The organism is Kitasatospora aureofaciens (assembly GCF_001188955.3).
GTDB classification, from domain to species: domain Bacteria; phylum Actinomycetota; class Actinomycetes; order Streptomycetales; family Streptomycetaceae; genus Kitasatospora; species Kitasatospora aureofaciens.
In genome coordinates this window covers 45,410-58,634 of sequence record NZ_JPRF03000045.1, presented here as the reverse complement: position 1 = coordinate 58,634, position 13,225 = coordinate 45,410, and the positions used below count along the sequence as shown (strand labels likewise).

The following is a 13,225-nucleotide window of genomic DNA, read 5'->3' as shown; positions in this document are numbered from 1 at the left end:
CTCGGCGTGCTGGGCCGCACCGGTGCCGGCCCGGCCGACGACGGCGTGGCGGAGGCCGCCGCGCTGGGGCTGGACCGCGACGCCGTGGTGCTGCTGGTCGGCGGCGCGCGCGGGATCACCGCGCGGTTCGCGGCGACGCTCGCCGCAGCCGGCCACTGCCGGCTGGAGCTGCTGGGCCGGACCGCCGCCCCGGAGGGCCCCGAGGACCCGGCGACGGCCGCCGCCCGCGACCGTTCCGCGCTACGGGCCGCACTCGCCCGGCAGGGCGTCCCGTTGCCGAAGGTCGACGCCGCGGCGTCCCGCCTGCTGGCCGGGCGCGAGGTCGCGGCGACGCTCGACGAGCTGTCCGCGCTGGGCTCGCCGGCCCGCTACCGGACGGTGAACGCCGCCGATCCGGCCGCCCTCCGGCAGGCCGTCAAGGAGGTGCACGCCGAGTACGGCCGGCTGGACGGCGTGGTCTATGCCGCGGGCGTGATCGAGGACAAGGTGCTGGCGGAGAAGGACCCGGAGTCGTTCCGGCGGGTCTTCGCCACCAAGGCGCACGGCGCCGCCGCCCTGCTCGACGCGCTGGCCGAACTCCCAGCGCGGCCGCGGTTCACCGTGCTGTTCGGCAGCATCGCGGCCGCGCTGGGCAACCGCGGCCAGGCCGACTACGCCGCGGCGAACGACGCACTGGAGGAGCTGGGCGCCCGCTGGACGCTGCGGACCGGCGGCCGGGCGCTGACCGTCCACTGGGGCCCGTGGGCGCCGTCCGGAGCACACGGCGGCATGGTCTCCGAGGAACTGGCCCGGGACTACCGGCGGCGGGGCGTACGGCTGATCGATCCGGACGCGGGCACGCTGGCACTACTGCGCGAGCTGGCCTGGGGCGAGGAATCGGTACCGTCCGTGGTCTACACCGCGTCAGGCTGGTGACAGCGCGGTGGCCCTGATCGGAACCCAGCTTCCCCCTGTGGCGGTGGTGGGCATGGCCGTACTGCTGCCCGGCGCGCCCGACCTGGCGGCCTACTGGCGGAACCTGGTCGACGGCGTCGACGCGATCACGGACGTCCCCGAGGGGCGTTGGGACGCGGAGTACTACGACCCGGAGGCCGCCTTCGGGCCGGCCGCGCCGGACCGGCTGTACTGCCGGCGCGGCGGCTTCGTCGACGGGCTGGCCGAGGTGCAGCCGACCCGGTTCGGCCTGATGCCGAACTCGCTCGCCGGCACCGAGCCCGACCAGCTGATCGCGCTCCAGGTCGCCGCGGCGGCCATCGCGGACGCCGGCGGAGCCGACCGCCTCCCGGACCGCGACCGGGTCGGGGTGGTGCTGGGCCGCGGCGGGTACCTGACGCCGGGCCTGGTCCGGCTCGACCAGCGCGTGCGCAGCGCTCACCAGCTGGTCCGCACCCTGGGCGAGCTGCTGCCGGAACTGACGCCGCCTCAACTGAACCGCGTGCGCGAGGTGTTCGTGCAGCGACTGGGGCCTGACCGGCCGGAGTCGGCGATCGGCCTGGTGCCGAACCTGGCTGCCTCCCGGCTGGCCAACCGGCTCGACCTGCGCGGCCCCGCCTACACCGTGGACGCGGCCTGCGCGTCGTCGCTCGTCGCGGTGGACCAGGCGGTGGGCGAGCTGGCGACCGGACGCTGCGACGCGGTCCTCGCGGGCGGGGTGCACCACTGCCACGACGTCACGCTGTGGAGCGTGTTCGCCCAGCTGCGGGCGCTCTCGCCGAGCCAGCGGATCCGCCCGTTCCACCGGCAGGCCGACGGCATCCTGATCGGCGAGGGCACCGGCGTGGTGGTGCTCAAGCGGCTCGCTGATGCCGAGCGCGACGGGGACCGCGTCTACGCGGTGATCCGGGGCACCGGGGTGGCCGGCGACGGCCGGACGGCCGGGCTCACCAACCCCGACCCCGGCGGGCAGAGCCGGGCGGTGCGGGCGGCCTGGCAGGCGGCCGGGCTCGACCCGGCCGCGCCCGGCGCGCTCGGCCTGCTGGAGGCGCACGGCACCGCGACCCCGGCCGGCGACGCCGCCGAACTCACCACGCTGGCTGCAGTGTTCGGCCGGGCGTCGGAGGGTTCGGAGCGCTCGGTACTCGGCTCGGTCAAGTCGATGATCGGCCACACCATGCCGGCCGCCGGCATCGCGGGCCTCGTCAAGGCGGCGCTCGCGGTGTACCACGGGCTGCTGCTGCCCACGCTGCACTGCGACGACCCGCACCCGGCCCTGGCCGCGACACGCTTTCGCACCATCGGCGCGGCACAGCCCTGGGAGCCCGGTCCGGGCCCGCGGCGCGCGGCGGTGAACGCCTTCGGCTTCGGCGGTATCAACGCCCACGTGGTACTGGAGCAGGCCCCCGATGCAGGCTCCTCGCCCGCTCTTGCGCCCGTGCGGCCGGCTGTCGTGGCCGAGCCAGAGCGGGTGCTGCGGCTGGCCGCCGACGGGCCGGAGCAGCTGGCGCAGCTGCTGGCGGCCGGGGACTCCGCCGTCCTGGCCGCCGGCCTGCCCGAGCGGGGCGGACCCGCGCCGCGCTGCCGGGTGGCGATCGTCGACCCGACCGCCGAGCGGCTGGCGCTGGCCCGGCGGGCGGTGAGCCGCGGCCGGGCCTGGCGCGGGCGCAACGACGTCTGGTTCGCACCGCACCCCCTGCTCGGGGAGCACGCGGCCGGGCGGGTGGCGTTCCTCTTCCCCGGGCTGGAGGGCGAGTTCACCCCCCGGGTGACGGAGGTGGCCGACCACTTCGGCCTGCCCCGCCCACTCGGCGCCGACACCGCACAGGTGGGCGACGTCGCCCGGCACGGCGCCGGCGTGGTCGGTGTCGGCCGACTGCTGGACGCCGCGCTGCGCCGGATCGGCGTGCGGCCGGACGGCGTCGCCGGGCACAGCGTCGGCGAGTGGACGGCGATGATCTGCGCCGGGCTGCACTCCGGCGCCGCGGTGGACTCCTTCCTGGACACCTTCGACCCCGCCTCGCTGCACGTTCCCGGCCTCGCCTTCGCCGCCCTCGGCACCTCGGCGGCCGAGGTGCTCGATGCGCTGGCGACGGTGGAGGGCCTGGCGGAGGTGGTGCTGTCGCACGACAATGCGCCGCAGCAGGCGATCGTCTGCGGCCCGGAGCAGCCGGTCGCCGAGATGGTCCGGCACTTCCGCGCCCGCGGCATCCTCGGCCAGGTACTGCCGTTCCAGTCGGGCTTCCACACCCCGATGCTGGGGCCGTACCTTGCGCCGATCCGGGAGGCCGCCGAGCGCTTCGAACTCCACCGGCCCACCGTGCCGGTGTGGTCGGGGACGACCGCGGCGCCCTTCCCGGCCGGTGAGGCCGAGGTGCGTACGCTGTTCCTGCGTCACCTTCTGGAGCCGGTCCGATTCCGGCCGCTGGTCGAGGCGATGTACGAGGCCGGGTTCCGAGCCTTCGTCCAGGTCGGCACCGGGCAGCTGGGCTCACTGGTGGGCGACACCCTGGGCAAGCGCGAACACCTGGTCGTCGCCGCCAACTCCCCGCACCGGGACGGGCTGGCGCAACTGCGCCGGGTCGCCGCGGCGCTCTGGGCGGACGGCGCCTCGCCGGACGCCGCCGCCCTGCTGCCCACCGCCCCCGAGCAACGCCCGCACCCGGCCGTACCGGTCGACCTCGACAGCGCGCTGGTCTCGCTGGACCCGACCGCGCTCACCATCCTGCGATCCGAACTGGGTCCGGCCGCAGGGACGGTGTCCACGCCGCCGGTCGGCGAACTGGCCGCGCTCGCGGCCCGCTTCCCGGTGGCGGCCGAACTCGGCGCGCTGCTACGGGAGACCGAGCGGACGGCGGCCGAACTGATCGGCGCGCGACGGCGGTTCAGCCCCGCCCCGGCACTCGCGACACCGCGGACCGAACCGCCCCGGGCCGGCAGGCTGCGGATCTCCGTGGACACCATGCCGTACTTGCTGGACCACTGCTTCTTCCGCCAACGGCCGGGCTGGCCCGAGGTGTCGGACCGCTGGCCGGTGGTCCCCGCCACCACGATCATCCAGCACCTGATGGACGCCGCCGAGCGGGCCGACCCAGAGCGGGTCACCGCCGCGCTGTCCGACCTGCGGTTCGAGCAGTGGGTACCGGCTGCCACGCCGCTGGACGTGGAGATCACCCTCAAGGACGCCGGGCCGGGCCGCCTCGCCGCCTTCTTCGGCAAATTCGCCAACGGCACGGTCGAACTGACGCATCGGTACGATCAGCCGCCCGCCCCCTGGCCGGTGCAACCCACCGCCGAACGAACCCCGGACCTCACCGCCGCCGGGCTCTACCAAGAGCGCTGGATGTTCCATGGCCCGGCGTTCCAGGGCGTGACCGAACTGACCGCGATCGGCGAGAACCACGTCCGCGGCGTGATCACGGTACCCGCCGCCCCGGGCGCGCTGCTCGACAACGTCGGCCAGCTGCTCGGCTATTGGATCATGGCCACCCGCACCGACCGTTCCGTGGTCTTCCCGGTCGGCATCCGCCGACTGTGCTTCTACGGGCCGCCACCCGAGCCCGGCACCCGGCTCCCCTGCCACATCCGGATCACCGCCCTGACCGACGACACCCTCGAAGCCGAGGTGCAACTGCAGTCCGGCGGCCGGGTCTGGGCGCAGGTGCAGGGCTGGCAGGACCGCCGCTTCGACAGCCATCCCGACACCAGACCGACCGAACGCTTCGTGGAGCGCGCGACGCTCTCCCGGCCGCAGCCCGGCGGCTGGGTGCTGCTGCACGAGCGCTGGCCGGATCTCGCCTCCCGCGACCTGATCATGCGCAACCACCTGGGCTCCGCCGAGCGCGCCCGATACGAGCAACAGCCGCCCCGGACGCGCCGGGCCTGGCTGCTGGGCCGGATCGCGGCGAAGGACGCGATCCGACGCCTGCTGTGGGCCGAGGACGGACGCCGGCCGTTCCCCGCCGAGATCGAGGTACTCAACGACCCGTCCGGCCGACCCCTGGTCCGCGGCCTTCACGGCCTGCGGCTGCCCGAGCTGGAGGTCTCGCTGGCCCACCGCCCGGAGATCGCGGTGGCCGTCGCCAGACCGGCCCGGCCCGCTGGCGTACCCCGCGTCGGCATCGACATCGAGGAAGTCACTCCGCGCCCGGCCGAGACCCTCCAGGTCGCGCTCGGCCAGGCGGAGCTGGAGCTGCTGGCCGCCTGCCGGGCCGGCGACGGCGAGCCCGAGGCTCTGTGGTTCACCCGGTTCTGGGCCGCGAAGGAGGCCGCGGCCAAGGCCGAGCGGACCGGACTCAGCGGCCGACCGCGCGACTTCACGGTGGTCGCCGCGGAACCGTCCGCGCTGCTCGTCGCCGTCGTCGGGCCCGACGGCCCCCGCACCCACCGGGTGCGCTGCACCCGCCTCAGCAGCCCACCCGACCTGCCGCCCCGGCAGTACGTGGTGGCCTGGACCACCGACGACCTCGACCATTCCCACCACCCCGAGCATCCTGAAGGGAACCGAGCCAAGTGACCATCAGCGAACACCCCACGGGCCTGCGCCCGCCCACCGAGCCGGAGGTCCTGGCCGAGCTCGCCGGCATGCTGACCGTGGTGCTCGACGATTGCGGCCTGGGCGACGCCGAGGTCACCATGCAGACGCGGTTCACCGAGGACCTCGGCCTGGAGAGCATCGACCTGGTCACACTGGCCGGACAGCTGCGGGAGCGCTGGGGCGACCGGATCAACTTCGCCGAGTTCGTCGCGGGCATGGAACTCGACGAGATCATCGGCCTGACCGTCGGCCGCCTGGTCGAGTACGTGGTCGACCGACTCCAGCCCGGAGAACGGGCCTGACCATGACCTTCGTCGACCTCGACGGCCTGCGCTGCCACGTGCAGCGGCTCGGCCCGCAGGACGGCCGTCCGCCCGCCGCCACGGCCGTCCTGCTGCACGGGCTGCTCACGGACAGCCTCGCCAGCTTCTACTTCACCCTCGCTCCCGCCCTCGCCGCGGCCGGCGTCGAGGTGCTGATGTACGACCAGCGCGGCCACGGCCGCACCGCCCGGCCGCCCGCCGGCTACCGGCTGGAGCAGTTCGTCGGCGATCTGGAGCGGCTGCTGGACCGGCTGGCCGTCACCGACCGGGTGCACCTGGTCGGCAACTCCTTCGGCGGCACGGTGGCCTTCGGCCTGGCCTCCCGCCGGCCGTCCCAGGTGGCCTGCATCCTCGCGATCGAGTCGGAGCCGGCCTCACCCGGGTGGGCCGGCAAGCTGGACGGCATCCTGCGGCGCTCCGAGCAGCACCTGCGCGACGAGGACACCCTCGCCTGGGTCGCCACCCAGCGCGGCGCGCACACCGCCCGGCTGGCCCGCTCGGCCGGGGCGCTGCTGGCCGGCACCTCGCTGGCCCGGGACATCCCGGCGAGTCGGCTGCCCGCCGAAGCGGAACTGCGGGCGATCCACTGCCCGGTCCTGGCCGTCTACGGCAGCGAGTCCGACCTGGCCGACCAGGCCGCCTGGCTGGACGCCCTGCTGCCCGACTGCCGCAGCGTCGTGGTGCCGGGCCAGGAGCACTCCATCCTCATCGAAGCACCGGATGTGGTACGCGAGTTGACGCTTTCCTGGTTCGCCGGGCACGGCGTCGCGCTGCGCGGCCCGCAGGCCGGGCGGCGGCTGCAACCCGCGGTGGCCAAGAGGAGCCTGGTGTGAGCCGGGTGCTGTTCGTCGTCCCGCCGCTGGTCGGGCACGTCAACCCGACCGTGGGCGTCGCGGCCGAGCTCGCCGCTCGCGGGCACACGGTCGCCTGGGCCGGACTGCCGGAGCTGGTCCGCCCGCTCGCCGGGCCGGCGGCCGAGGTGTTCCCCTGTGCGGTCGCTCCCGGAGCAGAGCCCGGCAGCGCCGTGCGACGGCCGCCGGAGCTGCGCGGCACGGCGGCGCTGAAGTTCCTCTGGGAGGACTTCCTGGTCCCGCTCGCCGAGGCAATGGCTCCCGGAGTGGCTGCGGCGGTGACCGACTTCGAGCCCGACCTCCTGGTGGTCGACCAGCAGGCGCTGGCCGGCCCGCTGGTCGCCGAGCGGCTCGGCCTGCCGTGGGCCACCTCGGCGACCACCTCCGCCGAGTTCACCGGAGCGCTGGACGGCATGCCGCTCGTCGAGGCGTGGATCTCCGGCCTGCTGACCGACCTGCGCCACCGCCTCGGCGACCCGGCCGGCGCCGCCGATCCGCGCTTCTCCCCGCACCTCGTCCTCGCCTTCACCACGGCCGAGTTGGCCGGCCCGCAGGCAGACCGCCAGGTCTGCTTCGTCGGCCCCTCGATCGCCGGACGCCCGGCCTCCACGGCGTTCCCGTGGGAGTGGCTGGACCCGGACCGGGCCACCGTGCTGGTCACCCTCGGCACGGCCAACACCGACGTCGGCGCGGCCTTCCTGGCGGATGGCCAGACGGCCTTGCGGGCCCGGTCCGACCGCCTCCAGGCGGTGATCGTCGACCCCGGCTGCGTCCTCGGCGAGCCGGCGGCCGACCCGGACGTCCTGGTGCTGCCGTTCGTGCCGCAGCTCCAGCTGCTGGCGCACTGCTCGGCCGTGGTCTGCCACGCCGGGCACAACACGGTCTGCGAGGCACTGTGGCACGGCGTGCCGCTGGTGGTCGCGCCGATCCGGGACGACCAGCCGGTAGTCGCCGGCCAGGTGGTGGCGGCCGGCGCCGGTGTGCGGGTGCGCTTCGGCCGCAGCAGCGCGGACCGCCTCGGCCAGGCCGTGGACATGGTGCTGGACGACCCCGGGCACCGCGCCGCCGCCCGGCGTATCGCCGCTTCCTTCCGGGCGGCCGGCGGCGCGGCCCGCGCCGCCACCCAGGTGGAACGGCTGCTCCGCGAGGTCCCGCAGCCGTCGGAGAGGAGAACGCGTTGACCACCGCCGAAACCGGGCCCGCGGACCGCGGCGCGCAGGTCGCCGCCCGGCGTCCCGCCTACCAGGCCGAACTGGCCGACGGCACCGGCCGGTTCTTCGGACCGCGCCGCGCCACCTGCCCGTGGTGCGAGTCCGCCCGGCTGACCGTCCGGCTGCGCACCACCGACCTGCTCCAGCACAAGCCGGGCCGCTTCGTGCTGGACGCCTGCCAGGACTGCGGGCACGTCTTCCAGAACCCCCGACTCAGCAGTGCGGGCCTGGAGTTCTACTACCGTGACTTCTACGACGGCCTCGGCGAGCAGCGCCTCGGCGGCATGTTCGGCACCCGGGCGGCCGCCTACCGCAACCGCGCGCTGTCCGTCACCGCGTTCGCCGCCGCCCCCGGCAGCTGGCTGGACGTCGGCACCGGCCACGGACACTTCTGCGAGACCGCCCGCGGGCTCTTCCCCGACACCGCCTTCGACGGCCTGGATCTCACCGAGGGCGTCGAGCTGGCCGAGCGGCACGGCCGACTGCGCCGCGGTTTCCGGGGCTCCTTCCCCGCGCTGGCGCCCGAGCTCGCCGGGCAGTACGACGTCGTCAGCATGTTCCACTACCTGGAGCACAGCACCGACCCGGCCCGCGAACTCGCCGCCGCCCGACAGGCGTTGCGACCGAACGGCCTGCTCCTGATCGAGGTGCCCGACCCCGGGAGCCGCTACGCCCGGCTACTCGGCCGCTGGTGGCTGCCCTGGCTGCAACCCCAGCACCTGCATCTCGTACCGGTAGCCAACCTGCGCCGCCGCCTGGGCGAGCTGGGCTTCACCGTCCTGCTCGAACAGCACCGCGAACCGCACGACCCGATCGACCTGCTGGCCGCTTGCTGGCTCCTGCTGGACGAGATCGCACCGCGCGAGGACGCCCCCTGGCTGCCCGGCAGCCCGCCGGGCCGCCCGAGCCGGGCGCTTCGGACCGCGGTCCTCCTGGCCGGCGCGCCCGTCCTCCTGCTGGCCGCCCTGCTCGACCGTCTGATCGCCCGCGTCGCGGGCCGCACCGGAATGTCCAACGCCTACCGGCTGCTCGCCCGCCGCGCCGAACCGGGCTCATGAAGACCGCCCGACCCGCGCGGCGCCCTCCGGGAAACCACCGCCCGCCAGGGGATCACCGGCTCCCCGGACGGGTAGAGTCTCGCCACCACCGAGCGATGCGATCGGTGGTGGGGGACGGAGGGGACGTGGGCGAGCGACGGCGCGAGCACGGCGCGCTGGAGGCCGAGGTCATGGCCGTGCTGTGGGCCCGGGCCCGCCCGATGACGGCCTCCGAGGTGCACGAGGCGCTCGGTGATCCGGAGCTCCTGGCCAAGACGGTGCTCACCGTCCTGGGCCGACTGCACGCCAAGGGCCTGCTCGACCGTGAGCGGTCCAGCCGGGCGCACGCCTACGCACCGCGGCGGGGGCCGGCCGACGAGGTCGCCTCGCAGATGAACCAGGCGCTCGCCCGAGGTGCCGACCGCGCGGCGATCCTCCAGCATTTCGTCGCCGGGCTCGATCCGGAGGACGAGCGGGCACTGCGCGACCTGCTCGACACCCGCGAGTAGGTACTGCGACGCCGGGGGCCGCTCGTGTACTTCACCGTCTACCTGCTGCTGCTCGTTCCCGTCGCAGTGGCCGCCGTGGCACCCCGCGCCTCCCGGCACCTCGCGCCGGCGGCCGGCGTCCGGGTGCTCACCTGTCTCGCGGCGACGGCAGCCGCCGCCACCGTGTGGGGCCTGACCGCGTTGTCCCTCGCCGGTTTGGCCAACCTCCCACCCGTGCGGGCGCATCTGCACAGTGAGCCGCGCGTCCTGGCCGCGGCGGATCCGGTGCCGTGGGGAATCGGGGCGACTGCCGGGGCCCTCCTCGCCGTCCTCGCCGTGCGCGTGCTGGTCACCACACACGGAATGGCACGGCAGCGTGCGACGGTGGCGGCGGTACGACGCCTGCCGGCGGCAGGCCATCTGGTCGTCCTGGCGGACGATCGCGCCGACGCCTCCGCCCTGGGGCCGGTGCTCTACACCGCGCCCGACCGGGAACGGACCCTGCCCGCGGCCGTCCGCCGCTGACGTTCCCGCCCCGCCTTCCCGCCGCCTGCGGGAAGGCGGGGCTTTCTGTTGTCCTTCAACTTTCTTCACTGATTTGGTTTTAGGCATTCGTTATGAGAATTCCCTTCACTCCGACCCGTTGAGCCGCGAGGCTTCGGTCTGTTTCCGCCGGGACCGCACGACCTCGCGACCCGCCGCATGGGGAGGGACCCACCATCGTGCCCAACAGGCAACGCCGACGGCTGCTGCTGCCCGCCGTCACCCTGACCGCGCTCGGACTGACCACCACCCAGGCCCTCGCCGCGCCGTCCGAGACGCCCAAGCCCCGCCCGCACCAGGCCCAGCAGCAGGCCGAGATCGGCAAGAAGCACGCGAAGAAGGTCCAGGGCACGGCCGCGACCGCCGGCCCCGCCTTCAGCGCCAAGGCGTCGTCCGCCGCTCCCGGCGAGGACGAGGGCGACGAGGCGGAGAACTCCGCCGAAGGCACCGCCCAGTACACCGAGGCCCGCACCGCCCCCGGCGTCGTCGCCCCCGGCGCGTACGGCGCGGCCTGGTCGCAGCTGCAGTCGATGCCGCACACCGGCGGCAGCTGGGACCACGTCACCAACAAGCCTTACAACGAGGACGACCCGCGCTACCGCGACGTCAACTCCAACTCCAGCGGCGGCGCCGGATTCACCACCGGCCGGATCACCGGCATCGCGGCCGACAACGACGGCTACGTGTACGCGGGCGGCGCCAACGGTGGCGTGTTCCGCTCCAGCACCGGCGGCGGCCAGTGGAAGTCCATCTCGGACAAGCTGCCGTCCCTCTCCACCGGCGCGCTGAACCTCGACGAGGGCGGGCGGCTCTGGTACGCCACCGGCGAGTCCAACACCGGCGCCACCTCCTACGTCGGCACCGGCGTGTACGTCCTCGCGGACCCCAAGCACGGCGAGTTCCAGCCCGGCAACCGGGTCGGCGGCGCCGAGCTGGAGTCCACGATCATCCACGCGCTGCGCTTCGGCGGCGGCAAGGTGTGGGCGGCCACCAGCCGCGGCGTGTGGAGCCACTCCACCACCACCCTGTCCGGCCCGTGGACCCTGGAGTTCGCGCCCAACCCCGACTACCTGCCCGGCGGCGCAAAGGCGGCCGACCCGAGCGCGCCGTACAAGAACATCGCCAACGACATCGCGATCGACCCCAAGGATCCGACCAAGGTGGTCCTCGCGGTCGGCTGGCGCGGCGGCGACACCTACAACGGCTTCTACAGCAAGGCCGCGGACGGCAGCTGGCAGCGCGTCGCCTCGCTCGGCGACCTTCCCACCGACGCCGCGAACGTCGGCAACGTGACCTTCGCCCGCTCGGCGGACGGCTCGCGCTACTACGCCATCGACCAGTCCCCGGACGTCATGGCGCACAACCCGGACACCGGCCTCAAGGGCATCTACGTCTCCAAGTCCGGTTCCCCGTCCGGCCCGTGGACGCTGATCGCGGACAAGGACAAGATCAAGAACTCCGGCTCCGCCCTCCAGGGCGCCGGCTACCAGCCGGGCATCCAGGCCTGGTACAACCAGTTCCTCCAGGTCGACCCCGCCAACCCCGACCACGTCTACGCGGGCCTGGAAGAGGTCCTGGAGACGAAGAACGGCGGCAACACCTGGATCGTCCCCGGCCCCTACTGGAACTTCCCGTTCCCGTGCTGGAGCATCGACCCCACCAAGCAGACCGGTGACTGCTCGTCGACCACCCACTCCGACCAGCACGCCGTCGCCATCGGCAGCTACAAGGGCAAGACCAGCGTCTACGTCGGCAACGACGGCGGCATCTACACCCGCCCGGTCAACGGCGCCGTCGACTCCGGCGGCCACGCCAAGGACTGGAAGTCGCTGGCCGACGGCACCATCGACACCCTCCAGTACTACTCGGTCGGCGTCGGCAAGGACCCGGCGGACCGCTCCGGCAAGGGCGTCATCGTCACCGGCGGCCTCCAGGACAACGGCCAGTCCATCCTGCGCGCCCACGACAAGGTGATGGGCTCCGACTTCGGCGGCGACGGCGCCGACACCATCGTCGACCCCGCCAACGGCTGCAACACCGCCGCGGAGTACGTCTACCTCGACATGTGGGTCACCCAGAACTGCGCCGTCAACGACGGCAGCTGGAACACCGACCCGACCAAGGCCACCTCCTACGAGGTCGCCCCGCCCGACAAGGACACCAGCGCCGCCCGCTTCATCGCGCCGATCACCAGCGACCCGAAGAACGTCAACACCTGGATCGCCGGCGGCCGGCACGTCTGGGTCCAGAACAAGGGCTTCGCGATCCGCAGCGGCAGCGAGTGGACCTCCGCCTACGACCTCGGCGCCGGACACGTCGCCACCGCCGTCGCCACCGTCAACGGCACCGTCTACGCGGGCTGGTGCGGCCCCTGCAACAACCAGGGCTTCAGCCGCGGCATCGCCGTCGGCAACACCGACGGCACCGGCTGGCACCAGCTCGACCTGCCCGTCGACGGCGCCCTGCCCAACCGCTACATCTCCTCCTTCGCCGTCGACGAGAACGACGCCAAGCACGTCTTCGTCGCCTTCAACGGCTTCTCCCGGACCTGGACGGAAGGCCCGGGCGCCGGCATCGGGCACCTCTTCGAGACCCACGACGGCGGCACCACCTGGACCGACGTCTCCGCCAACCTCCCCGACGTCCCGGCCACCTCGGTCAAGATCCTGCCGAACGGCGGCCTCGCCCTCGGTACCGACCTCGCCGCCTTCTACCGCGCACCCGGCGAGACCGACTTCCGGGTGCTGGGCCGCAACCTGCCCACCACCTCCGTCCAGCAGCTCAAGCTCGGCCCCGACGGCAAGCTCTACGCCGCCACCTTCGGCCGCGGCATCTGGTCCTTCAACCTCCACAGCCTCGGCCACGGCCGGCGCGACGAGGTCGAGGGCTGATCCGTCCCCTCCGGCTCCACCGGTGCCCGGCCCGCTCCCCCGAGCGCGCCGGGCACCGGCGCAGTCGGAACCGCTTCCTCGTTGATGCCGTCCAACCGCGGACCGAACGAGACCGGAGACCGCCACTATGAAGAGAATCGCCGCCCTCCCAGCAGCCGCCCTACTCCTCGCCCTCACCGCGACCGCCTGCGCATCCAGCGGAGGAACCGGCGGCGGAACCCCATCGGCACCGCCCTCCCGGACCACGGTTCCGGCGTCCACCGCGGTCCCGGCACCACCGCCCGGCATCGCCTCCGGCGAGCCGGCCCCCGTACCGGCCCCGACCACCGCGAGCCCCAGCGCACGACCCCTGGCCACGGGCACCAGTGCGGCTCCCGGCCGGACGGCGCCAGCGGGCACCACCGCCCCGAC

General features: G+C 74.3%; 9 protein-coding genes. All 9 read left to right on the top strand.

Annotation, left to right across the window (positions count from 1 at the left end):
- The coding region (locus HS99_RS28420) for an SDR family NAD(P)-dependent oxidoreductase (protein WP_141763839.1) at positions 1-915 on the top strand (915 nt) is incomplete at its 5' end.
- 7 nt (positions 916-922) lie between these two features.
- Entirely contained in the window at positions 923-5,449 is a 4,527-nt protein-coding gene (locus tag HS99_RS28415) for a type I polyketide synthase (RefSeq protein ID WP_267885509.1), read from the top strand.
- Positions 5,450-5,517: 68 nt separating this feature from the next.
- Positions 5,518-5,772, top strand: coding sequence for an acyl carrier protein (locus HS99_RS28410; protein WP_046385904.1), 255 nt, complete (start codon positions 5,518-5,520; stop codon positions 5,770-5,772).
- 2 nt (positions 5,773-5,774) lie between these two features.
- Positions 5,775-6,626 (top strand): alpha/beta fold hydrolase, encoded by an 852-nt coding sequence (locus HS99_RS28405; protein ID WP_030550774.1) that lies wholly within the window; start codon positions 5,775-5,777, stop codon positions 6,624-6,626.
- A complete protein-coding gene (locus HS99_RS28400; RefSeq protein WP_030278995.1) occupies positions 6,623-7,825 on the top strand; it encodes a glycosyltransferase in 1,203 nt (400 codons plus the stop codon). The genes HS99_RS28405 and HS99_RS28400 overlap by 4 nt, the downstream gene beginning before the upstream one ends.
- Positions 7,822-8,913, top strand: coding sequence for a class I SAM-dependent methyltransferase (locus HS99_RS28395; RefSeq protein WP_030550776.1), 1,092 nt, complete (start codon positions 7,822-7,824; stop codon positions 8,911-8,913). The genes HS99_RS28400 and HS99_RS28395 overlap by 4 nt, the downstream gene beginning before the upstream one ends.
- A 125-nt stretch (positions 8,914-9,038) precedes the next feature.
- Complete coding sequence (locus HS99_RS28390) at positions 9,039-9,401, top strand: BlaI/MecI/CopY family transcriptional regulator (RefSeq protein WP_223886143.1); 363 nt, start codon at positions 9,039-9,041, stop codon at positions 9,399-9,401.
- Positions 9,402-9,425: 24 nt separating this feature from the next.
- The gene (locus HS99_RS28385) at positions 9,426-9,905 is read left to right on the top strand and encodes a hypothetical protein (protein ID WP_030550778.1); all 480 of its coding nucleotides are present in this window, start codon (positions 9,426-9,428) and stop codon (positions 9,903-9,905) included.
- 197 nt (positions 9,906-10,102) lie between these two features.
- Positions 10,103-12,814 (top strand): glycosyl hydrolase, encoded by a 2,712-nt coding sequence (locus HS99_RS28380; protein WP_370863309.1) that lies wholly within the window; start codon positions 10,103-10,105, stop codon positions 12,812-12,814.
- Positions 12,815-13,225 lie beyond the last annotated feature (411 nt).

Bases quoted from the DNA above. Each gene is read 5' to 3' on its own strand.
- HS99_RS28410 (WP_046385904.1), top strand. From the start codon at position 5,518: ATGCTGACCGTGGTGCTCGACGATTGCGGCCTGGGCGACGCCGAGGTC.
- HS99_RS28405 (WP_030550774.1), top strand. From the start codon at position 5,775: ATGACCTTCGTCGACCTCGACGGCCTGCGCTGCCACGTGCAGCGGCTC.